We start from the raw sequence: 26,631 nt of genomic DNA on the forward strand, positions 1-26,631 counted from the left end.
ATTATCAACCTCCAATATATGACATTTCGATTTTCCCAATCGATTTTTGGTCTCTCAGCTCTATTCTTTGCTCGGAATAGCGATCTTTTCTTTTATTCCAATTTCCGATAATGAAAGATTTTATCTCTTCATCTGTCAAATTAGACCTAAGCAACGTTCGCAAGTCTGTTCCTTTAGAAGCAAATAAACACGTGAACAGCTTGCCGTCTGCGGAAACTCTCGCTCGGTTGCAAGTCGAGCAAAAAGCTTCGGTCACTGATGAAATGAACCCGATTTCTTTATTTGTGCCACTATAGCGATACCTTTTTGCCACCTCGCCTTTATAGCTTGGCACAACCGCTTCAAGCGGCCTTTTCGCATGTATCGCATCGCGGATGATTCGGCTTGGGACTACTTGCTCCTGACTCCAGCCATTCGTGCTGCCGACATCCATATACTCGATAAATCGCAATGTATAGCCTTGTCGAAAACAATAATCAGACATCGGCACAACCTCACGATCGTTGACCCCTTTTTGGACAACCATATTAATTTTAATTTGCAGCCCGACAGATGCCGCTGCTTCAATCGATTGCAATACTCGTCTTACTGGAAGGCCGCGTCCATTCATCTTGCCGTAAACTTCATCACTGAGACTGTCCAAACTGACATTTACCCGCTGTATTCCAGCCCGTTTTAACCCATTTGCATATTTGCCTAATAAAATGCCGTTCGTTGTCAGCGCTACATCGTCAATTCCTTCAATTCGGAAAAGCCGGGCGATTAAATTTGGCAATTCTTTTCGCAATAAAGGTTCTCCCCCGGTTATGCGAACTTTTTGGACACCTAATGAAGCAAATATAGAAGCAAGCCTCGTCATCTCATCAAATGTCAGCAATTCTTTTTCCGGCAGGAAAGCGAAATCCGCGCCAAAAACTTCTGCCGGCATACAGTATGTACATCGTAAATTACATTGATCAATCACCGACATTCGGACATCGCGTAAAGGCCGGTTCAATGCATCTGTTATTTTCATCCCTTTTCACCCTCTCGTAGTCTTCGGGTGTATCAATATCCACTCCCCATAAACTTTTTGAAAAATCAATTAATTTAAGTCGCTCCTGATGTTTACGGATAATGTTGCGCCCACCTTCATCACCATGTATATGCTGAAACTGTTCAAAAAGAGTCGCATCAAATAAAATCGGATGCCCCGGTTCACCGTCATAACGCGGCCGTACAATTCGCACTCCATTCGTTCTATTCCGCTCAAACTCTTCGATTAGCGCCATCACAACTCCATCCGGCATGAACGGCTGATCACCTAGAAAAATCAATGCCGCATCAACCTGTTGCCCCACTGCCTCGATGCCTAGCTTCAATGAAGAAGCCATGCCCGATTGATATTCGGGATTGTACAAATATGAAACATTCTTGCAATCTCCTATTACTTTTTCGATTTCTTTCATGTATTTTCCTGCTATTACGACAATAGGATGTAAATTTATCCTGACAGCTAATGATATAGGGTAGCTGATAAGCGGTTTTCCTTTAATCGGCAGCAACTGCTTTGGTTTCCCCATTCGGCTTGACATGCCTGCTGCTAATACGACCGCACCGATTTTAGTCATGTATTTTCACCTTGCCGTGCAAAAGACGCGGCACCCTTCCTGCTCTGACGCTCATAATTTCCGAGACAATACTGATTGCCACTTCATCGCTGTTTTCTGCGCCGATATCAAGACCAATCGGCGAATGGATTGGTCCGCTGTTGACGGAATAACCGATATTCGCTAATATTTCATTCGTCCGGTAGATTGGACCGAGGACACCGATGTAGCGCGGTTTGCTCTCAATCGCAAGCTTTAAAGATGCTTCATCTTTCATTTGATGATGATTCATAATCACCCACCAGCTATCAATCAGCTGATTAGACTCTATGTCCTCCGGCTCTCTGACAAGATGTTCAGCATGGGGAAAGCTTTGCTTGTTATTCAAATAGGTACGGGCATCCAAAATCGTGACGGCAAAACCGGCCCGCCTCGCTAAATCAGCGACAGGCACAGCATCACGACCAGCTCCGGCTATAATCAGTCTCTCGCTTCGTTTCACGGCATCTATGTAAAAATGCTTCTCGAATATTTCAGCGCGTGTTTGTCTGCTTGCGGTAAGCTTGGCATGGGTAAACACTGATGCCGGAACTTCGTCGCCATACAAAGTACGATTTTCCTCTATTAAACTCATTTTCCCCGTATTTAAATCTATCAACAGAGTAAAATCTTGTTCTCGAAACAATAAATTCTGCACATGAAGCCAAAATTGATTACAAGGTAAAATTGGAAGGAATAAAAAGCGCAAGTTACCCTTGCATCCGATGCCTAAGCTCCAGATTTCATTGTCGCTCAAGTCATATTGATGGATCATCATCGTTTTCGTCGAAAATACATGCTTTGCCCATTCGAATAAATCACTTTCTAAACAGCCGCCGCTGATTGTTCCGGACATTCGGCCGTCTGAGGTCATCACCATCTTTGTTCCTGGCAAACGGTAAGCAGAGCCTTTCACATCTGTCAAAATCACTAAAACAGCCTGCTCTCCACGTCCCCAGGCTGCTGTTATGTGTTGAAAAAGTTCTTTAAACTCATGCAATCGCGACATGCTAATCATCCCCTCATAACGATTTACAACTAAAGGAAAGTTTGTTAAATAATGATAGCAAACATAACATGAATACGTCAATTAACATAGCAGGAACTGTAATTTATAAATATGCCTAAAATCATATAAAACAGCAAGACATTTAATAGTGCTTGTCGAAATAAACTATAGAAAGGGAGATGATAAAATTGTCTGAAATGAGCAAGACGGAAATCAGGAGTGCCGTCATTCAAGTTTTAATGGAAAAAGAGTTCCCTTCTGAAAGTGCAATAACGAACGAAGCACATCTTGTGTTCCAATATTATTGCGAAATGGAAAGCGGCGGGCACGAAGGTTTGTTAAGATGGAAATCTCAATACATAAAAGATATTGGCATAACGGTCTATCTGGCAAAATTAACAGCTATTTTAAAGAAAATAAATGCTTTTCAATATGCAGCTATTCTTGAAGAATATGGCGAAGAAATGTGGAACTTGTTTGTTGCACTGGAAAAAGGCGAAATAGATGAGGATCAATTTTACGAAATCGTTCATAAAGCTGATTACCGGTATTATCATTTAAATGATGAAATTGATTTTTTGATTGAGAACTACTTTAGCGAAATTTATGAGCAATTGACGAACGAAGGATCCCCAAGTTAAGAGGATCCTTTACGTCTTTTTTCTAAATTTATGTATGAGCTTCATACCGATAAGTGCCAGAACATACAATAGCAGCCAAACAACGGCAAGGATACCAACAACGATGTAATTTTTTCTCAGCAAAAAGTGGCCGATAAAATTACTAAAGATAATGCCGGGCAAGCTTCCGCAAAAGACGGCTAAAGCAAACATGTTCGTCGTAACAGTTAATGTTGAGGAAACGTATGGAATGAAGCCATTTGGAACACCTGGAGTAGCAAAAGCGAGCGTAATCATCAGCAACGGATTTTTTGCTTCACTTATAAACTTCCAGCGACTGTTTTTCTTGGCTGATGACGGAACAATCTTTCTGACTATTCCCCTCACCCTCTTAGCAATAACAAACACCGCCGTATTCGCAGCCACAAAACCAATTGTACAAATAATTGACCCTTGGAACCAGCCAAATACGATTCCTGCGGCAATATTGATCGGCATACCTGGGATGATAATTGAGAACGTCTGTAAAAACTCCATCACTATTGTTAATAGCACCGCATAAAACCCTGTCTCGCTGCGAAGCATCTCTTCAATCGCATCTCGATTGCCTGAAGTCAATATCGGAATTATATTCGGATTCATATTTGTAATCAGCAAATAGCCAAGCAAAAATAATAAAACAAGCAACAATAGCCCCAGCAACATTCGGTGAATTTTCGTTTTCATGTTACGCATTTTATTATTTCACATCCTCAAACAGCATTTAAATATGCAGATATTGAACTATACACTAAACCCGTGGATGTAAACCTATTCAATCATTACAAATTTTATATTAAATCCAATTCAAACAAACTACTGTTTTTAAAATGTAATACTTCAGATCAAACAAAAAAAGGGAACCGGCGATATACATCAGACTTATGTCAAAAATAAAAGCCTTGAAGTAAGGTTAATCCCTTGCTGCAAGGCTTAATATTTTTATTCATCCGCTTTTGGCTTCTCACCCTTCGGAACATTAAAGTATTGCCCGAATTCGCTGTTGAAAGGAAATAATTTCATTTCCTTTGCTTTCGAACGGTATTCACTGCTCATAATTTTGGCAAGCAGCTCACGCGGTGATTGATCCTTCGTTTCAATGCCGAGTTCTTCCGCGCTTTGCCGGATTAATTTTTCGTGAACTTCACGGGTTAACTCTCTATGGCTTTTCCCTTCCGTGCTAATTTCCAATTCCTTTGCCACTTTCATAATATGGGCTTCCTTCACTTCCTTAGCAAGCTGCTGCAAGTCCTTGCCTTTCGTTGAAATACCAAGCTCCTTCGCTTGGTTATGGATGACGGTTTGCCGGACTTCCCTTTCCAAAGTTTCGAAGTCTTTCTTTTCAGTTTCAATACCAAGTGCCTCTGCTTGCTTCATAATATGGGCTTTGCGGATTTCCTTCAAAATTTCCCCAATTTCTTTATTTTCCGTCTCAATTCCAAGTTCTTTCGCATGATCGATAATAAACTTGCTTTCTTCCTTGAAGCCTTTATATCCTTTTATTTCCCGATAGTTCTCTTTATCAGCTGACTCTGAAGCCGGCTTTTCTTCAGCTGACTGAGGGGCGCCCCCCATGAAAAGACCTGCAAATAAAGCAGCTGCCATACAAATAGAAAAGGACATCCTAAGCATCTGCAATTCCTCCTTTAAGTGAGATTTCAAATGATAGGATGCCCATTTTTTCCAATTCAATGAGCGGGATTAATGAAATTGTTTAACCGGCCAAACTTAAGATTCAAATGTATTTTTGATATCGTAGTTTTCTTTCAGTTCTTCTAACCAAGTTGAGTAATTTGCGTTCATCTTTTCTTCAGTTAAAACATCTTTAATTTCATCTTTGCAGTCTTCGTATACTGCTTCTTTTGCTTCTTGTTTATCAGTCACTTTAATGATGTGGAAACCGTATTCTGTTTCAACGATGTCACTAACTTCATCAATGTCAAGTGCCCACGCTGCTTTTTCGAATGCTTCCACCATTTTACCAGTTCCGAAGAATCCTAAGTCTCCACCTTCTTTTGCTGATGTATCAGTCGAATATTCTGCAGCCAGTTCAGCAAAATCTTCGCCGGCATTGATTTTTTCAAGCACTTCTTGAGCCGTTTCTTTATCTTCCACTAAAATGTGGCTGGCACGAACTTCTTCAGCTTGTGCGAAATCATCTTTATTCTCTTCGAAATACTTTTCCATCTCTTCTTCTGTAACTTCAATGTCAGGAGACATTAGTTCTACAGTCATCAAATAGATTTCAATATCATTTTTAAAGTCTTCTAATGTAATGCCGCTGTATTCTAATGCAGAATTAAAGCTATCTTTGCCGCCATATGATTCAATGAATTCATTCAGCTCTTCTTCAATCGCTTCATCAGTAATTTTAACGCCTTGTTTTTTTGCTTCAAGTTCGATTACTTTGTTTGTGATCATTGTATCTACGATTGTGCTGCCGTATTGCGCCGCCATTACATCATATAATTCATCACTTGTAATTTTGTTGCCGTCTACACTTGCTACTGTTTCACCTTTGCCAACGCTACAACCACCGACAACGGCTGCTAAAGCAACGACACCAACAAGAATAAGTGCACTCAAAAATTTATTGTTCTTAAACTTTTCCTTCATTCTTTGTATTCCCTCCAACTAATCTCTTGCCTCATTTAAGAGCTTAATTTCATCATAGCCAGTAAATATGAACAAACTATTAACAAGTTTTAAACTAGCTATTAAATATACAAACACATTCGTTAACAAAGCTAATTATTATATTAGCATAACTTCTTGAAAGGATATATAGCTTTTGAGAAATTATGAAAAACCTTCCCGATCCATTAATTTTGAATTAAAAAAGCAGAGAAAAACAAATTGTTCTTCTCTGCCTGCTTTATAAGACGTTCTTTTAAAAGTCACTTTTTTTCACGTAAGGAATGCGAATCTCAAATTTGGTTCCTTTCCCTTTTTCACTCGTTACTTCAATTGTGCCGTCATGCAGATGAACGAGCTGCTGCACAATCGACAGGCCGATTCCGAACTCGCCATAAGGATTATTGGCTCGAGATATATCGGCTTTATAGAATCGACGCCAAATATTTTTCACTTCTTCCGGATTCATGCCGATACCGGTATCTTCAACCTCAATAATCGTTTCATGATTGCCTTGCTTACCTCGCAAAAAAATGCTCCCGTTTTCTGTGAATTGAATGCTGTTTTTCACGATATTGATCAAAATTTGCGTCAGGCGGTCATAATCGGCATACACATAAACATCTTTGTCAGCCTCCACTATAATACGGTCATTCTTCTCTTCGGCCAACAAATCAAGTTGCTCTTGAATAATTTCGAGCACTTCCGTCATCTGGATATCTTCCTTCATGAGTTTTACTTGATTAGAGCGCACTTTTTCATAGTCCAAGTTCTCATTAACAAGACGGATTAAACGCTTTGTTTCTTTGCTGACAAGATTCATGCCCTTCTGTTGCTCCTCAACCGGGATCATATCACTCCGAATCCCTTCAACGACACCGCTGATAGTCGTTAAAGGCGTGCGCAATTCATGAGAAACATCCGCCATAAACTGTCTGCGACGATTTTCGAGCGAATCGATTTCTTCCATTTGAGTTTTCAACTGATTGACCATTTGGTTAAAATCTTCGGCCAGCTCACCAATCTCATCAATGTTAGAAGATTGAACACGCACATCGTAATTACCCTCGGCCACTTGAGAAGTCGCATGTTGTAATTTCTTGATACGCTTCACGTGGAATGTCGATAGCATCCAGCTCAGCAACAGCGAAATAATGAGCGCAATAACGACTGTGTAGAACAAATACTCATTGACTTCCGAAATCATTTCACTTAGGCCACTTATAGGAGAATAAAGTAAAATACCGCCGATAAACTCATGATTTTGAAAAATCGGCAGCAGTACGAATGTTACACCTTGTTCAAAACGTCTGTAATCCTTATTCACAATGTGTATATTGCCGTTCTTGATGCTTTCCCATTCCTCATCCTTCAATATAATCCGTCCGCCTGTAGGATAAATAATCTTTCGCTTTTCATTGAATATGCTGTATTTTATGTTTTGCCCGGCGAGCACCCTGGTATAGCTGCTGAAAATATACGTTCCGGTGTCACCGCTGCGGTTCAAGTCATCAATCATCTGCTCTCCATAAGCAATCAGCTCATCAGCATTCGTTTTGTATATAAAATCTTCCATATACTTCGCAAACAATAAGCTGAGCACTAAAAAAGCGACAATCAAAATACCAATATGACTAAAGAACTGCTGATAGAAGTATTTGAATTTAAACTTAGGTTTAAACTTCTTTATCATCATTTTCTACAAGCGTCTCATCGAACTTATATCCGACGCCCCAAACAGTGTGAAAGAACGGCTGAGATTTCGATCCGATTTTTTTACGCAATCTTTTAATATGAACATCCACAGTTCGTTCATCTCCATAAAACTGATAGCTCCACACACGCTCCAGCAACTGCTCGCGCGAGAATACTTGTTTCGGATTTTGCACGAAGTAATACAGCAGATCGAATTCCTTCGGCGTCAAGTTCGTCAATGTTTCCCCATTTACTGCGACTTCGCGGGTATTTTTATTAATTTTAATATGCTTCGTCTGCAAAACACCCTTCTCTTGCGGTGGTTCATGTACCGTGTTGTAGCGGCGGGTTACAGCCTTGATTCGCGCCATTAACGCAAGCGGACTGAACGGCTTCGTCACATAATCGTCTGCGCCCATTTCAAGGCCGAGCACTTGGTCCGATTCACTGTCCTTCGCAGTCAACATAATGATTGGCACCGTGCTTTTCTCCTCGCGAATTTTACGGCAGATCGTCACGCCGTCCATATTTGGAAGCATCCAATCAATAATCAACGCGTCCCATTCGCCTTCCTTAAACTTGTTATAGCCTTGCAATCCATCATTTATAAAGACTCCTTCAATGCCTTCTTTTGCAAAAAACATTTCGATCATTGAAGCGACACTTTCATTATCCTCGATTACCAAAATTCGCATAAGCCCATCTCCTATTACATCCAGAAAAATTGTAAGCAATTCGCATACCGCTGCTTCTCTATGTAAAACTTATAACGATTTTTGCAATTTTTCAACAGTCTTCTGAAATCTTCTCTGTTTATTAATAGTTCGGAAATAACCTATTCATAGTTTATTCATAATCTAAGATGGTATTGAAAAAAAACTTCCCGCTCCGATAAATAAGATAAGGAAGGAGACGTATTCATGAAAACAGCTTTAACATTCTTGGCCGTCATTCTATTATCATTACTAATACTATTATTTAAAATCAATAAAAAATGGGGTATAGCCGTTTTTTTTCTATGCGCGAGTTTACTATGCTTCAGTTTATACGAATTGAAAAAGAGAAAACCGCTACAAATATACCAGGTGACTGGATATACACTTCATCAAGCTGAATCACTTCTCGATCAAGGTAAACAAATGCTGGATGTACCCGTCGTGTCTCAGCTGCCGGAATTGCCGCGCGGCTGCGAGGTCACAAGTCTTGCCATGTTGCTTGCGTATGCGGGTGTCAATGTTGACAAGATGGAGCTTGCATCCAATATTAAGAAAGATAGTACTCCTTACGAAAACAAAAATGGAAAAATTTATTACGGTCACCCGAACAGCGGCTTTATCGGCGATATGTACAATCGCAGCAATCCGGGTCTAGGCGTGTACCATAAGCCTATTTATGAGCTGGCTGACCGTTATTTACCGGGACGGATACTCAACTTGACAGGCGAAGAATTTTTTAAGATTGAACAGCAATTGGCAAACGGTTTCCCAGTCTGGGTAATTATAAACACGAAATATAAGCTATTGCCAGATTCCTCCTTCGTCACATGGCATACCCCTGAAGGAACAATTGATATTACTTACCATGAACATGCGGCAGTCATTACCGGGTTTGACGATCAATACGTGTACGTCAACGACCCGCTTACCGTTGAAAAAAATAAAAAAATCCCGAAGCAAGCATTTATTGAATCATGGGTGCAAATGGGCAGACAGGCGATTTCTTATAAATAACAAAAGCGCAAACGCCTCGTTTAGCACCGTATGAACTGGAGGCCGCCGACCGAGATATAGGAAACACGAAGAACGACAGTGATTCGATGTGTCTAGTTGCATCGGCCAGCCAGTTTTCTTCTTAGAAAAGCTTCCTCGAATATCTTGTAAAAATCATGACTGCCAAGTGATGATTTTTACAGCTCGAGTCATACGCCATCTCTCCTCCGGAAATCAAACCCGAATTTCCTCCTGAGATCTGTCTTATGCTGGTCGGGGCTATACGGGCCGATTTCACATTTCAGCGTTGACTTATCAAAGGGAGGTTGCTCAAAGGGCAATAGGTGCTGGGCGCTGGAGCTGGACGTCGATACACTTTTTTCAATTTAAACACAAAGTAGATTTTTATAATTTCCTAAAGCATAAGAAAAACCGTTACCGGTCTTTTTCATCGAATATGCTACTTGATTTCGCCTCGATGAAAAAGGAGACATGCGGGAACCGAAAAGCGAAAGCGGCCCGCAAGTAAGGAACAGCGACTAAGAGCGCTACGTCCTGTAGCAACGTCGCTGTGACTCTCATCGTGAGATCCCCGCACGAGAAATCTGGTTTTGGTTTCTTGGGCGAGGCTGCTTAGGCCCGAGCATGGAAGGTATAAGGTTAGACAGCTTTCCAGGTCCAAATTATATGCTTTCTTATTTTCTAAAAATAACCGTTACCGGTCCTTTTGACTTTTTCACTCCAAATCAATCTTTTTCAATGGAGTTTCCGCCGGGCCTTCAATCACTTCTCCGTCAAATGAGAAGCGAGAGCCATGGCACGGACAATCCCAAGTGCGATCGCCATTGTTCCATGCCACTTCACAGCCTAAATGAGTACATGTCGTGTCGACGACATGAACGCTTCCATCTTCTTCTTTATAGCAGCCGGCCCGTCTTCCATGCACCGTCACAACTGCTCCTTCACCAGCTCTCACATCATCGACTGATTTATCCGGCCGTTGCAGCTTTCCTTTAATGAGCTCTTTAGCGACATCGGCATTTTGGACGATGAAATTTTTGAAAGCTGTGTCGCCATGGATTCTTGATGGTGCGTATAACTGCTCGAATTGATTATCTTTGCCCAGCACCAAATCCTTCAGGAGCAATGCCCCTGCTGTCCCGTTCGTCATTCCCCATTTGCCGTAGCCTGTTGCGACAAATGTATACTCATCACCATGCTCCATCCGTCCGACGTACGGCACTTTATCCAATGTGTATAAATCTTGAGCCGACCAGCGATAGCTGATGCGATCAACTTGGAAATGGGACGTTGCATAATCGGCCAACTCATTATAAAAATGTTCTGTATCAGCAATATGACCTGTTTTATGACTGCCTCCGCTAATTAAAAGCAAATGTTTTCCGTTTGCAAGCGGCGTCGACCGGATAGAACGTTTCGGCTGCTCGGCAGTAATATACATGCCGCCCGGATATGGTTCACTGCTTTCAGCTCCAACAACATACGCACGGTCAGGACTTAATCGCGCAAAAAAATAGCCCTTCAAATCATAAAACGGAAAATGTGATGTAATAACAAGCTTTTCAGCAAAAACATGATGACCGTCGCTCGTTATAATTTTTTTCTTTTTTTCCTCGCTGACATCCAAATCAATCGCTGTTGTATTCTCCAGCAGGACTCCACCATGCCCCACTATATAGCGTACTAACTGGTGCAAATATTTAATCGGATGAAACTGTGCTTGTTTAGCCATCTTAATGGCGGCTTTCGTTTCGATATTGAGTGGGATTTGGTGCAAATATTCGCCATCAATTTTCAACTTTTCATAAGCGTTGATTTCCGCTTTCAATTTTGACATTTGCTCATCGCTGTTCGTAAAAATAAACGCATCTTGTTCGCTGAAGTCACAATCTATTTGATGTTCATTAACGGTTTTTTTTATAAATTGAAGCGCTTCACTGTTAGCGTCATAATACGACCTGGCAATCTCTTCGCCAAAATTGCGGATCAGCTGATCGTATATCAAATCATGCTGAGCAGTGATTTTCGCTGTTGTATGACCGGTTGTGCCATTAGTGATTTTCCCGGCGTCAAGAAGCGCCACCTTCACACCTTGTTGTGTCAGTAAATAAGCGAGGGTAATGCCGGTAATACCCGCCCCGACGATGACGGTATGTACATGGATGTCTTGCTGTATACCTTTAAAAGTTGGTAAAATTGCTGTTTCTAGCCAGAATGATTCTGGTGATCGCGGCAAAGATGGATGTTCTTTCATACTCATTCTCCTTATAGTGTTTTATATCCATTTTGCCCACAAAGAGGAAATTCATAGCTTTGATCTGAATTTAAAAACATACTACCTTAACTCATCGGTTTATTTAGAATTGGGCCCGGATAACGCCGGTAAACCAGAAAAACATTTCGATAATTCACTCTTTAATCTATACTGATAATTGAGAAATGACATAAACAAAGTAGGTGTATCAAAATGGAAATTGTAGTCGCTCTTAAAGGAATTGTTATTCACGAAGGGAAAATTTTAATCGTTCAACGAGCCGGAAATGATGACATTGGTGCAGGCACATGGGAGTGCGTCGGTGGGAAACTTGAATTCGGCGAGGACTTGGAAACCGCTCTTCACAGGGAAATACAGGAGGAATCCGGCTTGGATGTGAAAGTCGGGCGAATTTTATATGCGACCACGTTTCAGACAAGCCTGTCAAGACAAGTAGTTATTTTAACTTATTTATGCACCAGCCGAGGAAGCGAAGTCAATCTATCTGATGAGCATGCTGACTATTTGTGGGCAACGCAGGAACAACTGAAAGCCCTATTGCCTGATTTTATTCTGAAAGATTTTGAAGAAAGCCATATTTTTGAGCTGGAGGAATTATCATGAACACTTGCTTTATTTGTCGCAAACACGCAGGAGATATTCAAACTTCCGGAACTAAAATTTACGAAGATGAATACGTGTATGTCGGCCACATTGATCGAGACGGTCAGCCGAATTATTTAGGTCATATTATGATTGATTTAAAAAGGCATGTTCCGACTCTTGGTGATATGACTATAGAAGAAGCTAAAGCGTTCGGTATCACGATTGTCAGAGTAAGCAAGGCACTATCGGTAAGCGAAAATGTTGAACATATATATTCGTATGTTTTAGGAGATGCCGTTCCTCATCTTCATATGCACTTAGTTGCCCGCTATCCGAATACACCGAAACAATATTGGGGACCTCACGCTGTATATGACTGGGAAGATGCTCCTTTTGGGGATAATGATGATGTTATCGCTCTTTGCAACCGATTGAATATATATTTAGAGAATTCTGCCTATGAGTGATTATCTCAAAGAATTCAGTTGGGTCGGCAGCGACGAAAACTTTGTTGATCAACCTGACATTATTCAGTTAGATCGGGTTATCATCGGACGTTATGGAGGCAATTCAAAGGAGGCGCAATATAAAAATGAAGATGGCTGTTTAGTATGGATCAATAGAAAGCAAGAGTGGGAGTTTACCATTCTCATGGATGCACACAGCACTTCTGAGAGCGCCGAATTAATATTGCAACATTTCAATCTTGAGAAATCTGATTTACAGCAAATACTATCTTTACCGACGAATCGTCACACTTTCCGAAAACTTGAAAACAAGATTTTGAGTATTTTTCATTCCGAAGACTTCTTAACTTCTTGTCGGCAAATTAGAGGGGAAACAGCTTGTTTAATTGTTGCAAGAAAAGATAAGTATGTGTGGTGGTTTTCTGTCGGGGATTGCATACTTTATTTATTTCATCCTGAACTGGCTGCAATGGGGCAGCATCAGTTAAACCAAAGGCAATTTTATGAATGGATTGGACAAGTCAACACTTTTGAACAAGACGTTCCATGTTACAGCAACGGAATACGAGAATTAAGAAAAGGAGAAAACCACCTTTTTCTCACGACTGACGGTCTGATAGAATGCCCAAACGAACCCTATCAACATCCGGGCAGCATTTTCCATTGCTTTTATAACTCGACTGAATGGGAAAGTATGCAATCAATTCTTCGGACTATTCAAAATCAAGGCGTCAGAGACAGTACTACCATCATTTCTTGGAAGGTAATGGTGGCAAAGGAAACGGCAAAACCAAGCGGATAAAGAAAACTTACCTTTGGCAAGCCTGCTGAGGCGCAGGCAAAGGTCCGGTTGCCCGACTTTAAATCGGCGACTACGTCGATTATTCCACCTTGTTGTTAATTTAAAAGAAAACGCCTGGATCAATTACTGATCCAAGCGTCAATTTAACTTTATTCTTCTATTTCATCGGCATTTGCGGTTTGATCTGCATCATCCGCTTGATCTGCATCATCTGCCTGATCTGCTTCATCGGTAAAATAAGCGTCCAATATCCGTTTTCCGATATTTTTGTTAATCACACTGCTGCCATTTCTGACATTCGTTACGACAACTGCCATCGCAACTTCCGGATTCTCATATGGCGCATAGCCGACAAGCGTTAAATTATAGTTGTAGCCAGAGCCATTCCATACCTGCGCCGTACCAGTCTTACCAGCAGGGTCATAGCTTACGCCTCTGAAAGTCGAAGCCGCTGTACCCTGACTGCCGCTCATAACGCGGCGGAAGCCTTCTTGAACGCGTTCAATATTTTTTTGGCTCATACTCACCTTATTTAAAGCATTTGGCTCAAATTCTTCAATTACTTCTCCAGTCTCATCAGTATCATGATTCGGATCGCGAATTTCCTTCATTAAATGCGGCTGCATTCGAACCCCGTCATTGGCAATTGTCGAAACGTATTGTGCAAGTTGCAGCGGTGTATACGTATCAAACTGGCCAATCGCAAGGTCCATCAGGTTACCAAGTTTTTGAACGCCGCCATTATAACCCGTTCCTTCACTCGGTAAGTCAATGCCTGTTTCTACACCAAGTCCAAATTCAGCAAAGTACTTTCGCATTGTTTCATAAGAAGTTTTCGGATCTCTGAAACCGGATTTCGTACTGTAATTATAGCCGCCGATTTTCATGGCAATATGGAACATATAAACGTTGGATGAACGCTCAAGAGCCGTCAAATCATTAATCGTCCCCATGTTCTGCCATGATTTTTTCTTCAAGCCACCAATCGTAATCGGCGCATCATAAAACGTATCACCGGGGCTAATGACTCCTGTTTGATAACCTGTCAAAACAGTTGCACCTTTAACGGCCGAACCCATTGCATATGAATTATAAATGGTTCCATACGTTTCTTCGGTAATTTTTGATCCATCTCTTCTTTTACCCGATAATGATAAGATTTCACCTGTTTTCGGATCCATCATCACGACATAAGCAGCTTCTGCAGTCGTTTCCTTCGACAGTTCTTCCTGAACGATCGCATCAACTTGCTGCTGCAAATCAATATCGATTGTCAGCACAAGATCCTTTCCTGTTTGACCCGTTGAAGTCGTTACCGAATCAGTCACACTGCCAGTACGGTCCTGAGTATAACTTTGCTCTTCCTTCGCGCCTCTCAGCACACTTTCATACTGAAGCTCCAGGAAGCTCTTCCCTACTAAATCGCTCAAATCATAGCCGGCCGCTGTGTATTCGTCGGCACTTTCCTCAGGAATTTGCGCAATCGAGCCAAAGATTTGCCTTAATGTATTATCATATACATATCTTCTTTGCGAATCGAGCTTCACGTCGATTCCGGGAAGATCGGCCAAATGTTCATTCACAAGAGCAAACTCCTCCGTCGTCAGGCCTTCTTTAATCCGTTTAACTGAAGCCGAGCTGGAATCGAGAATCGCTTTAATTTTATATACTTCCACTTCCGCGTCTGACAAGCTATTAATTTCATTATCAGTAATACGCTCGAGCTGAAGTTTGTATATTTCTTTATCCTCAAGCTTCGAAAGCTCATCATCTGTTACTTTTTCGAGCGCTTCATCGCTGTTTTTCATAATCCAATAATCTTTCTTGTCGCGATCTTTTACATCTGCAATATCGATTTCGACAAGTTCAGCCAATTTTTCAGCAATATCATAGGTTGACATGTCGGACGTATCCGCCGAATCAGTATAGGTCAACGTATAAATCGGGTCATTTTCGACAAGCTGTTTTCCATTGCGATCATAAATGATGCCGCGCGGGGCGTTCCATGTATATTTCGTCGTTGTCGTAGCTTCACTGGCTGCTTTATACTCCTGACCCTTGACGATTTGAACATAGCCAAGCCTTAAGACGAGTATGGTAAACATCACAAATACGGTAAAAAATATAGCATTTAAGCGAAATTTGGTCGTTTTATTCTTCTTTTTGTTTTTTTTCATTTTTGTCTCAATCTTTTTTAATTTGTTGTTACAGCATTATTGCTCTCAAGCGTAACAGTAGTCGTTTTCAGCTCTCCGCCTCTGTAAAACTCGATTGTAACTTGATCTCCGACTTCAAGATTGCTATACAAGTATTTACGAAGATCTGTTGAATCAGCGACAGATTGATCATCGATTTTCACAATAACATCCTGTACTTCCAAACCTGCATCATCCGCTGCAGAACCGGATTCTACACTAGTAATGATGACCCCTTCTTCAACAGGAATGTTCAAGCGCTCCAAGTACATAATCGGCACTTCTGAAAGACTCATTAAGCCTACGCCAAGATATACGCGCTGTACAGATCCTTTTTCAAGAATTTCATTAATAATCGGCACTAAATCATTACTTGGAATGGCAAACCCCAGACCTTCCACTCCATCTTCTGAAATCTTTAAGCTGTTGATTCCGACTACCTGGCCTGCTGTATTTAATAATGCGCCGCCGCTGTTACCGGGGTTAATGGCCGCATCTGTTTGAATAACATTTAAGTCCCAATCACCTGCAGAAGTCGTCACAGATACAGTACGGTCAACTGCGCTGACAATTCCTTGCGTTACAGTTCTTGACAAGTCAAGGCCAAGCGGATTTCCGATAGCGATTACGTCTTCACCGGCACGTAATGTGCTTGAGTCTCCGAAACTCAACACGGAAGTTACATAGCTTGACTCAATTTTCAATACTGCCAAGTCGCTTAATGCATCGCCGCCAACTAATTGCGCTTTTGCACGGTCACCACTGTCGAGCGATACTTCAATTTCATCTGCACCTTCAATTACATGATAGTTCGTTACAATATACGCGTAATCACTATCCTTTTTGAATATAACACCTGATCCTGAGCCACTTTCCACACTTTCATCCGTAGCTTGCGGCTGCTCAAAAGGCGAATAATAATTGCTTGTTTGGTTTTGAACATTCACGACACCTACAATAGCCGGCGCGGCTTCTTCAACCATATCAGCAATTGTCGAATTACTGACAACAGTTGCTTCAACCTTTACAGAACCTGAGGAATTGGCTTCTTCACGGCTTGTACCTGAATGGCTTTGCGCAGATGATTGTGAACTTGTTGCCGAATCAAACAAATCCGAATAATTCGTGAAAGGAATAACGGATAATGTCAGCACTGAACCAATTATTCCTGCTGAAATCGTTTTGGCCCAGCTGCTCCATACCTTTTTCTTTTCATCGCTTATCTTTTTGCTGTTATTAGATTTTTTATTTTCATGTTGTTTTTCACTAATCACTGCAGATTGTGTTTCATTAGCTGTTTCAGAGCTGAACTCTGAATGGCTTTGTTTCATATCTTCTCCATATGTAGAAGCCGATTGCTCCACAGCCTTTTCATCAGATTGTTCGAATTCGGCCGCTGTCAGCTGTTCGCTATCAAGATGAGCCTTCCCTGGCTCCACATTCATCACAACATCGGATGAAGTACCTTCTTCCGATAATACTTCGTCTCTATCTTTCTCTTCTTTTTTATTAAGTTTATTATTTAGATCCTGTTCAGGAATTTCATTAAAATCTTCTTTTTCGTTCATGACTAACTCCTCCTTGTAACTGAATAATCATTTCGTTACTTAATATTGTAGAAGTTAAATATGAACAAACTTTTAACAAACCTTTAATAGTTATAGAAAAGAAATGGAAAAGTTTCAATCAATTGCAGTAAGTTTAATAACAGCAGTTTAAAAATATATAAAGTAATTCTATATCAATATATCATCTTCATCAAGCCAACAACAAATTCCAAAACAAAATATACAGCAAACCCTATTAACACGATACCAGCACCGATTGTTATTCTTTTAATGAATAGTTGACTCATATACTTTCGAGTGAGAGCAACCATTGTCAACAGACTGATATCATGCAGAAGGATGCCTGTCAAAATGCCTCCTGCTACAATGAGGAAACTTGAATGGGCAGTATGCACCGAATTGGCAAGTACCGTTCCAAAAATACCGACCCAAAACAAAATATTGCCCGGTGAAATTCCGACCAAAAAGCCGGTCATATAGGATGAACGCTTTGATTTGGCCATTTTCCCTTCCCCAACTGCGATATCCTGACCGGCATTGCGTATGCTATCAATGGCAATCACCAATAAAAAAATTGCCCCGATTAGCCACATTGCTACTTTAATCTCCGGTTGCGATAAGATTGTCGAAAAACCGAAATAAATAAAGATAATCAACAGCACATCGATTGTCATGCCGCCCAATCCGACCGACCAACCATGAACGAATCCATTCTTCAAACCTTGTTTCGTCATCTCGACCGTGATCGGACCGACAGGCAATGCCAAAGAAAATCCCAACACTAAATATGTCACAAATACAGCCATCCCGACTCTCCTTTAAGCAGGTTTGTCCCCATTATATGGCTGAGCTCCGGCATCTAGAATGCAAAAAAACTGTTCCTCCAATTGTTAGACACATCTAACAATTGGAGGAGCAGTTCAAAAATGCCAACAGTTTTTTCTAAAAAGAAAGCATATATTATTGAACCTGGATAGCTGTCTAACCTTACACCTGCCATGCGGGAGGACTAAACTGCCTCCCGCATGGCTCCTTTTTCATTGAGCTGAATCTTTATAGCGTAGTTCATGATGAAAAAGGACCGGTGACGATTTTTCTAATTAACCGGAATGGTTTTGTTCTTGCTGTTTCATTTGTTTAACGAGAAGTTTTTTCTTTTCTTCCTTTGCGCTCCATTTGAAAATTTTATCTAGGAGGAGGTAGATGCGTTTCGATTCCTTCGTCAACATCGGACCGAGTATCGCCAGAATTAATACGTATAGAGCGGCAAACGGTTTAATAACTTCCATTAAGCTTCCCATAACCGCCAAGTTGGCCAAAATAATGGAGAATTCCCCGCGTGATACGATTGTCAAACCGATATTCGATGATGCTTTATACGAAAGCTTTGCGCGTCGCCCGGCAATCAATCCGGCAGTAAAATTACCGAATATTGTGATAATTACAGCACCTAATACTAACCAAACGGCATCGCCTAATGTACTCGGGTCAATGCTTAAGCCGAAACTGAAGAAGAAAATCGCCCCGAAAAAGTCTCTGAATGGCACAACAAGGTGCTCAATTCGTTCGCTATGTTCCGTTTCCGAGAATACCAGACCAATTAACAACGCACCGATTGCTTCGGCAACGTGAATCGTCTCAGAAAAGCCGGCAATAAAGAATAATGCGGCAAAAATAACAAGGATAAAAATTTCATTTGAAGTTATGTTTAATAGTTTGTTTAAAATTGGAGTAGCTTTTCTGGCAATCACAAAGAATAACAAAATATATCCCAATGAAATACCGATAGAAATTAACGTATCAAACCAAGATGAAGAACCGCCAAGAATCATACCGGATACAATTGATAAGTAGACAGCGAGAACGATATCTTCAAACATAATGATACCGAGAATTAACTCCGTCTCCTTATTTCCTGTTCTCTTCAGGTCCACTAGCACCTTAGCGACAATAGCACTCGATGAGAATGTGATAATCCCGGCAATAATTAATGTCTCTTCAAGCGGAAAACCATTTACGACACCGTATAGTAATCCTAAACTGAAGTTAATAGCGATATAAATGCTTCCGCCGACGACAATGTTTTTCCCCGATCGTTCCAGCTTTTTAACAGAAAACTCTAAGCCCAAATAAAACAGGAGAAACAACACACCAATTCTGCCGAGGAACTCGATAATTTCGTAGCTATTTACGAATGATAAATCGATGATTCCGAATACAGGAATGTGCGGACCGACCAGCATTCCCAGAATAATCAGAAAAGGGATGATGGAAAACTTAAGTTTTCCAGCCAGAACAGCTGCTAAGGCAATGATAACAAGAGCAGTTCCAACTTCAAGCACGAGATGATTGGTCATTAAGTATCACCCTTCTTTTTTAGCAATTCGTTTTCAAAACGGATTACCTCCGGTCTTTCGCCGGCAATGACGAGTGTATCGCCTGCACTGATGATAGAATCCGGTCCTGGCATAATCATTTTTTTCATATCTTTCTTTAATACAGAGATAATATTGACGTTATAATGATTACGAACATCCAATTCACCAATCGTGCGCCCGCTCATTGTTGCTCCGTCTTCAACTTTGAACCATTCAATGACCAAACCGTCGAATGCCATCTCCAGTTTCTCCAATGCTTTCGGCGAATAGACCATGCCTCCTAAAATAGCTGCGATCTTGCGTGATTCACTGTCGTTTAGCGTCACACTCGACAATGTTTCCTCATGGTCGTCATCATAATGATACAGTTCTCTCCTGCCATCATTATGGATGACAATAACCATCTTCTCATCCTCATTTGTTGTAATTTCAAACTTGCATCCGATTCCCGGAAGCTCACTTTCCCGAATGTTCATTTCCCTTTAATTCCTCCCCTTCATTTAAGCATGTTCACGTAATCATACTCAAAAGGCATTTATGGATATTTCACCAAAAAAATATGCGAAAAAAGCTCTTTTACAAAACACTTTTGCCCCAATTCACAAGTTGACATCAATCTCTGTTCGGATGACTTCCTCCTTATCAATGCCAATATATTTCAACGTTTCAGATTTCGTATCATGATGGAAAAACTTTTGTAAAAGAGAGATCGCAACACCACGTTTATACGCATGATAACCGAACGTTTTGCGCATCGAGTTCGTGCCGATTTTCCCTTCAATACCGACTTCCTTAGCTGCATCATGAACAATTCTGTACGCTTGCTGGCGACTGATTGGCAGTTTAGTTTTGGTTGAAGCAAAAAGAAAATCCTCGTTCAAAAGCCCTTGTTCTTTCACATAATGACGAACTGCCTTGCGTACTTGTTCATTTACATATACTTCCTTCGGCGGCAAACTGTCCTTCTGCGGAATGTAAATGAAACGCTTCGCCTCCTGTTTATCATTCATCAAGTCTTCTACCTTCAAAGACAGCATTTCTGTAATTTTCAGGCCTGTATTGATTCCGACTATAAACAATACATAATCCCTTTCCGAATGCTTCTTTAATACCTTCTTAATAGCATTAATCTCTTTGACATCGCGTAATGCTTCCACATATTCCATGGATCTTGACCCCTTTAAGTATGTTACATAATCCTATTATATCATCGTATTATGTAACATAAAAATCATTTGCTCAAATAGTTAGAATTTTTCATACCATAGTAAATAAAGCTATTTGCGCACAAAGCTGACTTGCAACAAATACGTAATCCATAATTGCACCTTCTTTCTTTAAAAATGGTAAACGTTCGTGTCAACAACCAGTTTCAATAAGTCGCTCGGGTGCTCTAATACATAATCAGCCTGAAAACCGTCTGTCGTCTTCGCACCCCAATAAGCAAGTCCAAACTTTGCACCTGCATCTTTAGCACATTGATTATCGTAAATCGTATCTCCGATATAAATTGCCTCATGAGGTGCTACATCCATTCTCTCAAGACAATATAAAAGTGGCTCTCCATGCGGTTTATGCAATTGCGTGCATTCAGTCACAACGACCTCATCAAAATATTGGCTGCATTCGCGCTGGTCCATCGTTTCTTTATATTGCTGTTTCGACTTCGACGTCACTACCCCGAGTTTAATCCCAAGCAACGATAACTCGTGAATGACGTTTTCAATATTTTTAAAAGGCTTTGTCTCTTTCAAAGCAGTCCGTTCCAATTCATGACAACGGTCAAGAACAGCATTGACATCCGTAATATGAAGCTTTGGCAGCGCCTCCTCACCCGGAACCCCGAAAACGAAACGCAGATCTTCAATCGAGTACGAATAGCCCGCCTCGTCCGTCGCCTGCTTCAATGAACGCATAATTGCATCTTCAGTATCTAAGATCGTTCCATCAATATCAAAAATAATTGCTTGAATCATCTTATTCAGCTCCCTTTCACATCATTGCTTACAGGAATTTACCCGCTGAAACACTGCAATAATCTCACCTTACCTCTACTTTAAACGGAAATTTTGAGAGATTGGGGGCGAATTTTGAACAAAACCTTACAATTGTTTGTGTATCTGAATCAATATGGGGATATACTGTTTAATTAAAAAAGGAAGTGTGAAAAGTATGGACTTGGAATATGCCTTTTGCGGATATGAATTTTTATTGGACAAATTTGCTTATCAATTCGAGGTTACCGGATTATTCAAAGAAAATGACGTGGAAATGATCGAGTCTTTTCTGCAGCATTACGATTTCTCTGATGACACTGTACTATTTGATACATTCCGGTTCCATTATTTATGCTTTAAAACAGCTTATACCCGCAATTCGCTGCCATTTTAAAGATTTAAACAAAAAAGAAAGATGACCAATAAGCCATCTTTCACATGGATACGTAGCGGATGAATTCATCCAAATTCGTTGTATCCGTTATTTGGTTATTGCATGCAGCGTTGTCCGTGCACACGTAATTTGCCAATGTTCGATAGTTCATCGCACTGCCTTTCGTTTTCATTTCGACAGTGAACAACCCGACTTCATTCTGATGATGACAAAAATGACAAATACCTTTCTTACTGCTTGGCGTAAAACGTCCATGAATGCCAGCAAGCTTTCCGTCGACTTCCTTAATGATAAACTTCTGATTCGTCCCCGTATCGTTCCAACCGAAAAAGGTTAAATGAGACAATGCGTCAGCAGAAATTGACGGGTAATTCAATTTCTTCACCTTGCGAAATAGCTTTTTAATCTTCGCATCACTAAGGTCGGTAAAAGGTAAACAAACTTCTGCCAGTTTCTCCTTGTAACGCTGCACAGCCGCTTCCGAATCTAATTCAAGAATTTCCCTAAGCAGTGATTCCTGCTCCTCCGACAAATCGGTAAACAGTGCCAATACCTTATCCAGTGCCAAATGAATAAACGCACGTTTAACGGCCGCATCATTGACTGTGTTCACTGCTCCGGCGATGCTTTTCGCCTGCTGCATAATAAAGTTATATTGATGATTACTAATAAATGGCGTCATTCAGACCACTCCTTTTTTACGTATTGTATCAGCTATGACCACTTCTATGTAGTCTGAATTCAGTTATAAACTGTTCTAAACAGAAAAAAAGCGTAAAATCAAATTTACGCCTTTCCCTTACGATAAACAATATTTTTTATAGTATGCTCAGACAAGTAATATCGGTTCTGAAAATGCCAAAACTGCTATCAATTCGGAATCAGCAATTTTTCACCTGCATAAATAAGATTTGGATTGCTAATATTATTCAATCTTACAAGTTTTGACACTGTCGTTCCATATCGACGTGCTATCGAACTTAATGTATCTCCGCGCTGCACTGTATACGATATTGTCCCTCCTGCACCGTCGCCATCAACCGTTATGCGCAGCACCTGTCCAGGAAATATTAAGTTTGGATTTGATATATTATTTTCTGCCGCAATCGCTGACACTGTCGTTCCATATCGGCGTGCTATCGAACTTAATGTATCTCCGCGCTGCACTGTATACGATATTGTCTCGCCAGTTTCACCTCCACCGACCGGTATTCTCAGTACTTGTCCGGGGAAAATCAAATTCGGGTTGGCTATATTATTTGATGCTACAATTGCCGATACTGTCGTTCCAAAACGGCGAGCTATCTCACTTAACGTATCTCCACGCTGCACTGTATACGTTGTATTTCCATCTTCATCTCTCTCGACTGTTATTCTTAGCACTTGACCAGGGAAAATCAAATTTGGATTCGATATATTGTTTTCTGCCACAATCGCCGATACTGTCGTTCCATAGCGCCGGGCTATTGCACTTAATGTGTCGCCGCGCTGCACTGTGTACGAAATCGTTACTGTATCTCCCGGCTCCGGTTCAGGTTCCGGCTCAGGAGATGGTTCAGGTTCCTCCGGGGTGTTGTTTGACATTAACATTTCATCTGTAAAATAATCTAAGTCGACATTACCGCTTATGCCGGGAACTGAGCCTGTATCAGAATATTGCCATCCGGCCCAAGTATCCCAAATAACAGAATCTGAAGGCTCGTCGACTCCGTATTCCGCTACCCAAAGAGAATACTGTGTTAACTCCTCGCCAAACACGTCTGTAGCATTGGAAGCATCACTGTAAATTACAACTTCCATTCCTGTAACTTCGATTAATTCATTTATAAATGCGAGCGATATTTCATTGACTTGCTCATTCGTTAAACCATCGAATACCTCAAAGTCCATGGCAAGCTTGCCATCAATATCTTTGCCGCTAATATTATCAGCAAAAAATCGAGCTTCCGCTTGTGCCTCAGAAACATTTTGTGCTCTCACAAAGTGATAGACACCGACAAGAAGTCCAGCTTCTTTCGCCCCTGCATAATTAGCTTCAAAGTTCGGATCGATTAAGGTTGTCCCTTCACTTGCCTTTATATATACAAACTCTACTCCCGAATCTCTCACACTATTAAAATCTATATCACCTTGAAATACACTTACATCAATGCCGTCATATTGTCTCGTACCGCCGGGTTCAAGCGCAAAACTAGCGCTTGTCCCGCCGAAAAGCGACAAACAAAGCACGGCAGATAGCACCGTGTTTTTCTTCATTTTCACTCCCCCTGCCGTTTATAAAAGTAGCTTTTACAACAGACTATTCAAACGGCAAGGTAAAGGTGTGGGGATAGTTAGTAGTTTATTTCCTCAAAAATATCGAACTGAGCCAGCCTTCAATTTCCTGAAGCAATTCGGGGTGAAGCGGAGATTGCATTTGCTTTTTATATTGCTTCTTCACATACAACAAAGACAGTTTCTCATTATGTTCACGCAAAATATGATTCATCTTTTCAATAATTCGGCATTTAATATTTTCTTTTCCGAATGCTTCAATATTTTCCATATGTTTGAGATCAGCCTGAACATCTTTATCACCATTTAATACGAGAATAGGACAATCAGCTTGCTTTAGAAGTTCAAGCACATGTTCATCGGATACTTGCAAGTGCTCGCGAAGCCATTTCGCAGGAAATTTCCGAAATTGAATTTTAATAATGTCTTCTGTTGAACTTTGAACTAACTCAAATAATTTATTTTGTTTCTTGACGATGGATTTTTCTTTTATCAGCAATTTCAACAACTTCCCTTTTAAGCCATTCATATGTTGGATTTCCTGAAAAGCAAGCTCGTTCTGGTAAATCAAAGCTGACTTCAGACCAGCCCCGGCACCCGCGATCAAAAGCAGCCCGGCAACACGATGACGGTGATAGGCAAGTGTATTGAGAATACAGCCTTCACTGTGCCCCAATAAAATAACTCTTTCGCTATCAACATTCGGAAGTTGCTGTGCATATTTCACATTGCTGATGACGTCATCAACTAAATCATTCATACCGCAAGTCAGGATACTTCCTTCGCTTTTTCCGATTCCCCTTTTGTCATAGCGAATGGTCACAAATCCTAGACTTGTAATAAATTTCGCTAAATTCTTGTAAAGGTTTATCTCAAAGTTTTTCAAATTACCGTCACGATCAGCGCTGCCTGTACCCGGAACGATAACGACAGCCGGAAGTGGTTCATTCGCCCCCAATGGAACGGTCAATGTTGCCGACAGTTCGTATTCTCCCGGTATTGTTACCTCTTTCTCTACTCCATCAAAAACCATTAATGAACCACATCCTCCCACAGTCTCTTTCCATAATACGCTTTGAGGCAGCTGTACTTTCCTCTATTGTATTGAATCTGAATTATTTCCTTTATTTTTTAATCAACTATCCTTTATTAATATGTTAATATAATAACTTACCATTCTACATAACGAGGTTACATCATGAAATTATTAAAAACTATATTACCAGGATTATTGCTTTGCATTGCAATTGCCGTCGCGGCAATTGTGCTCGGCAAATTTTTCCCGAGCCTCGGAAGCGGATTGTTTGCTATCCTGATCGGGATCGTTATCGGAAATATGAACTTTGGTTCCAACGAAGCATTAAGAGCAGGAGTTAAATTTTCTGAAAGTAAACTGCTCTACTACTCCATCATTTTATTAGGGGCGACATTGACATTTCAAAGCTTAGTCGATATCGGGTGGAACGGTTTAGCTTTCATCTTGATTCAAATGAGCGCTACGATTGCTTTCGTAATTTGGCTAGGTAAAAAACTCGGTTTCGAAGAGGACTTTCGCCTGTTAATGGCAAGCGGTAACGCTGTCTGCGGTTCTTCCGCAATTGCATCGACCGCGCCGGCAATTAAAGCGAAAGTATCAGATATGGCGGTATCAATCACAATAGTCAATTTATTAGGAACCGTTTTGATGATTGTTTTACCGGGAATTACAAGTCTTGTTTTCAATAACGAAGTCTTGCCCTCTTCCGCTTTAATCGGGGGCACTTTGCAATCTGTCGGTCAAGTTGTCGCAAGCGGAAGCATCATTGGAGAAGCTGTAAAAGATCAGGCTGCTGTCTTCAAAATTAGCCGGATTATTTTCTTGGCTGCTGTCGTGTTCATTCTGAGCCGCATCAAAAATGCCAAGCATAAAGAAGGACCGAAACTTAGCAAAGGGTCTTTCCAACTAAGCTCAATTCTCCCTTGGTATGTTGCTGGATTTTTTATCTTGTGCATCATCAATACGATTCTGCAATTTCCGGAAACGATTACGCATCCGATTAAAATATTCGGTAATTACTTAGAAATCATCGCCCTAGCCGGCATCGGCATGAGCGTAAAAATAAAAGATCTTATCAAGCACGGCTGGAAAATTTCCGCATACGCCGGCGGTATTGGTCTTTTCCAAATAACAGTGGCTCTCATACTAATATTCCTATTTATTTTATAAATCTTATAAAGGCATGCCCGATTAATAAAATGTACCCTATAGAGTAGACACTTCAAAAAAGGTCTACCTATGGGGTACATTTTTTATATAATGAAGAAACATCAAAGAAATACTGGGGAAGAATATGAGTAAAAA

27 protein-coding genes are annotated in these 26,631 nt (G+C 40.8%); 7 read left to right on the plus strand and 20 right to left on the minus strand.

Annotation, left to right across the window (positions count from 1 at the left end):
- Positions 1-4 precede the first annotated feature (4 nt).
- From moaA to IEO70_RS03570, 3 genes are read right to left on the minus strand one after another with little or no spacing between them, the layout of a single operon-like run.
- A complete protein-coding gene (gene moaA, locus IEO70_RS03560) occupies positions 5-1,015 on the minus strand; it encodes a GTP 3',8-cyclase MoaA (RefSeq protein ID WP_190996977.1) in 1,011 nt (336 codons plus the stop codon).
- On the minus strand, positions 957-1,610 hold the full coding sequence (locus IEO70_RS03565) for a nucleotidyltransferase family protein (RefSeq protein WP_190996978.1): 654 nt from the start codon (positions 1,608-1,610) through the stop codon (positions 957-959). The genes moaA and IEO70_RS03565 overlap by 59 nt, the downstream gene beginning before the upstream one ends.
- Entirely contained in the window at positions 1,603-2,637 is a 1,035-nt protein-coding gene (locus IEO70_RS03570; RefSeq protein ID WP_190996979.1) for an XdhC family protein, read from the minus strand. The genes IEO70_RS03565 and IEO70_RS03570 overlap by 8 nt, the downstream gene beginning before the upstream one ends.
- A gap of 197 nt (positions 2,638-2,834) precedes the next feature.
- On the opposite strand from IEO70_RS03570, the gene IEO70_RS03575 reads away from it, so the two are divergent.
- Complete coding sequence (locus tag IEO70_RS03575) at positions 2,835-3,278, plus strand: DMP19 family protein (RefSeq protein WP_407948440.1); 444 nt, start codon at positions 2,835-2,837, stop codon at positions 3,276-3,278.
- Between the two features lie 9 nt (positions 3,279-3,287).
- Here IEO70_RS03575 and IEO70_RS03580 read toward each other — a convergent pair whose 3' ends face one another.
- The 5 genes from IEO70_RS03580 to IEO70_RS03600 form a co-directional block, all read right to left on the minus strand.
- Positions 3,288-3,992, minus strand: coding sequence for a TVP38/TMEM64 family protein (locus tag IEO70_RS03580; protein ID WP_190996981.1), 705 nt, complete (start codon positions 3,990-3,992; stop codon positions 3,288-3,290).
- A gap of 246 nt (positions 3,993-4,238) precedes the next feature.
- Positions 4,239-4,928 (minus strand): hypothetical protein, encoded by a 690-nt coding sequence (locus IEO70_RS03585; RefSeq protein WP_190996982.1) that lies wholly within the window; start codon positions 4,926-4,928, stop codon positions 4,239-4,241.
- A 96-nt stretch (positions 4,929-5,024) separates the two neighbouring features.
- Positions 5,025-5,912 (minus strand): foldase protein PrsA, encoded by an 888-nt coding sequence (locus IEO70_RS03590; protein WP_190996983.1) that lies wholly within the window; start codon positions 5,910-5,912, stop codon positions 5,025-5,027.
- Between the two features lie 274 nt (positions 5,913-6,186).
- A complete protein-coding gene (locus IEO70_RS03595; protein ID WP_407948428.1) occupies positions 6,187-7,626 on the minus strand; it encodes a sensor histidine kinase in 1,440 nt (479 codons plus the stop codon).
- Entirely contained in the window at positions 7,607-8,320 is a 714-nt protein-coding gene (locus IEO70_RS03600; RefSeq protein ID WP_190996984.1) for a response regulator transcription factor, read from the minus strand. The genes IEO70_RS03595 and IEO70_RS03600 overlap by 20 nt, the downstream gene beginning before the upstream one ends.
- Positions 8,321-8,545: 225 nt before the next feature.
- Between IEO70_RS03600 and IEO70_RS03605 the strand changes: the two genes are divergently transcribed.
- Positions 8,546-9,355, plus strand: a complete 810-nt coding sequence (locus IEO70_RS03605; protein ID WP_190996985.1) for a C39 family peptidase — start codon at positions 8,546-8,548, stop codon at positions 9,353-9,355.
- Positions 9,356-9,769: 414 nt separating this feature from the next.
- Here the strand turns inward: IEO70_RS03605 and IEO70_RS03610 are convergent, their stop codons facing one another.
- Both IEO70_RS03610 and IEO70_RS03615 read right to left on the minus strand, forming a co-directional pair.
- Complete coding sequence (locus tag IEO70_RS03610; RefSeq protein ID WP_190996986.1) at positions 9,770-9,916, minus strand: hypothetical protein; 147 nt, start codon at positions 9,914-9,916, stop codon at positions 9,770-9,772.
- Positions 9,917-10,070: 154 nt separating this feature from the next.
- Positions 10,071-11,609: an FAD-dependent oxidoreductase gene (locus IEO70_RS03615; RefSeq protein WP_190996987.1), complete on the minus strand. Its 1,539-nt coding sequence runs from the start codon at positions 11,607-11,609 to the stop codon at positions 10,071-10,073.
- Positions 11,610-11,822: 213 nt separating this feature from the next.
- Between IEO70_RS03615 and IEO70_RS03620 the strand changes: the two genes are divergently transcribed.
- The 3 genes from IEO70_RS03620 to IEO70_RS03630 are packed head-to-tail and all read left to right on the plus strand — an operon-like array spanning position 11,823 to position 13,484.
- On the plus strand, positions 11,823-12,233 hold the full coding sequence (locus IEO70_RS03620; protein ID WP_190996988.1) for an NUDIX hydrolase: 411 nt from the start codon (positions 11,823-11,825) through the stop codon (positions 12,231-12,233).
- Complete coding sequence (locus tag IEO70_RS03625; RefSeq protein ID WP_190996989.1) at positions 12,230-12,682, plus strand: HIT family protein; 453 nt, start codon at positions 12,230-12,232, stop codon at positions 12,680-12,682. Before IEO70_RS03620 ends, IEO70_RS03625 begins: the two co-directional genes overlap by 4 nt.
- Positions 12,675-13,484 carry a protein phosphatase 2C domain-containing protein gene (locus tag IEO70_RS03630; RefSeq protein ID WP_190996990.1) on the plus strand — a complete coding sequence of 270 codons (810 nt, stop codon included), beginning with the start codon at positions 12,675-12,677 and terminating at the stop codon, positions 13,482-13,484. The genes IEO70_RS03625 and IEO70_RS03630 overlap by 8 nt, the downstream gene beginning before the upstream one ends.
- Before the next feature lie 149 nt (positions 13,485-13,633).
- On the opposite strand, the gene IEO70_RS03635 is transcribed toward IEO70_RS03630, so the two are convergent.
- The 7 genes from IEO70_RS03635 to IEO70_RS03665 form a co-directional block, all read right to left on the minus strand.
- A complete protein-coding gene (locus IEO70_RS03635; protein WP_190996991.1) occupies positions 13,634-15,661 on the minus strand; it encodes a peptidoglycan D,D-transpeptidase FtsI family protein in 2,028 nt (675 codons plus the stop codon).
- A 17-nt stretch (positions 15,662-15,678) separates the two neighbouring features.
- The gene (locus IEO70_RS03640) at positions 15,679-17,247 is read right to left on the minus strand and encodes a S1C family serine protease (RefSeq protein ID WP_235973480.1); all 1,569 of its coding nucleotides are present in this window, start codon (positions 17,245-17,247) and stop codon (positions 15,679-15,681) included.
- 173 nt (positions 17,248-17,420) lie between these two features.
- On the minus strand, positions 17,421-18,053 hold the full coding sequence (locus IEO70_RS03645) for a LysE family translocator (RefSeq protein ID WP_190996992.1): 633 nt from the start codon (positions 18,051-18,053) through the stop codon (positions 17,421-17,423).
- A 294-nt stretch (positions 18,054-18,347) separates the two neighbouring features.
- Positions 18,348-19,604 (minus strand): cation:proton antiporter, encoded by a 1,257-nt coding sequence (locus tag IEO70_RS03650; protein WP_190996993.1) that lies wholly within the window; start codon positions 19,602-19,604, stop codon positions 18,348-18,350.
- A complete protein-coding gene (locus IEO70_RS03655; protein WP_190996994.1) occupies positions 19,604-20,101 on the minus strand; it encodes a cation:proton antiporter regulatory subunit in 498 nt (165 codons plus the stop codon). Before IEO70_RS03655 ends, IEO70_RS03650 begins: the two co-directional genes overlap by 1 nt.
- A 123-nt stretch (positions 20,102-20,224) precedes the next feature.
- Positions 20,225-20,791 (minus strand): tyrosine-type recombinase/integrase, encoded by a 567-nt coding sequence (locus IEO70_RS03660; RefSeq protein WP_190996995.1) that lies wholly within the window; start codon positions 20,789-20,791, stop codon positions 20,225-20,227.
- Between the two features lie 171 nt (positions 20,792-20,962).
- On the minus strand, positions 20,963-21,601 hold the full coding sequence (locus IEO70_RS03665) for an HAD family hydrolase (RefSeq protein WP_190996996.1): 639 nt from the start codon (positions 21,599-21,601) through the stop codon (positions 20,963-20,965).
- 196 nt (positions 21,602-21,797) lie between these two features.
- Here IEO70_RS03665 and IEO70_RS03670 point away from each other — a divergent pair, with 196 nt between their 5' ends.
- The gene (locus IEO70_RS03670) at positions 21,798-22,016 is read left to right on the plus strand and encodes a hypothetical protein (RefSeq protein WP_190996997.1); all 219 of its coding nucleotides are present in this window, start codon (positions 21,798-21,800) and stop codon (positions 22,014-22,016) included.
- Between the two features lie 40 nt (positions 22,017-22,056).
- Here IEO70_RS03670 and IEO70_RS03675 read toward each other — a convergent pair whose 3' ends face one another.
- The 3 genes from IEO70_RS03675 to IEO70_RS03685 form a co-directional block, all read right to left on the minus strand.
- Complete coding sequence (locus IEO70_RS03675; protein ID WP_190996998.1) at positions 22,057-22,698, minus strand: FusB/FusC family EF-G-binding protein; 642 nt, start codon at positions 22,696-22,698, stop codon at positions 22,057-22,059.
- Between the two features lie 188 nt (positions 22,699-22,886).
- Positions 22,887-24,272 (minus strand): LysM peptidoglycan-binding domain-containing protein, encoded by a 1,386-nt coding sequence (locus tag IEO70_RS03680; RefSeq protein ID WP_190996999.1) that lies wholly within the window; start codon positions 24,270-24,272, stop codon positions 22,887-22,889.
- A gap of 85 nt (positions 24,273-24,357) precedes the next feature.
- Positions 24,358-25,323, minus strand: a complete 966-nt coding sequence (locus IEO70_RS03685; RefSeq protein ID WP_190997000.1) for an alpha/beta hydrolase — start codon at positions 25,321-25,323, stop codon at positions 24,358-24,360.
- Positions 25,324-25,488: 165 nt separating this feature from the next.
- On the opposite strand from IEO70_RS03685, the gene IEO70_RS03690 reads away from it, so the two are divergent.
- Positions 25,489-26,496, plus strand: coding sequence for a YeiH family protein (locus tag IEO70_RS03690; RefSeq protein ID WP_190997001.1), 1,008 nt, complete (start codon positions 25,489-25,491; stop codon positions 26,494-26,496).
- Positions 26,497-26,631 lie beyond the last annotated feature (135 nt).

The organism is Peribacillus faecalis (assembly GCF_014712675.1).
In the GTDB taxonomy this organism is placed as follows: Bacteria; Bacillota; Bacilli; order Bacillales; family DSM-1321; genus Bacillus_AD; species Bacillus_AD faecalis.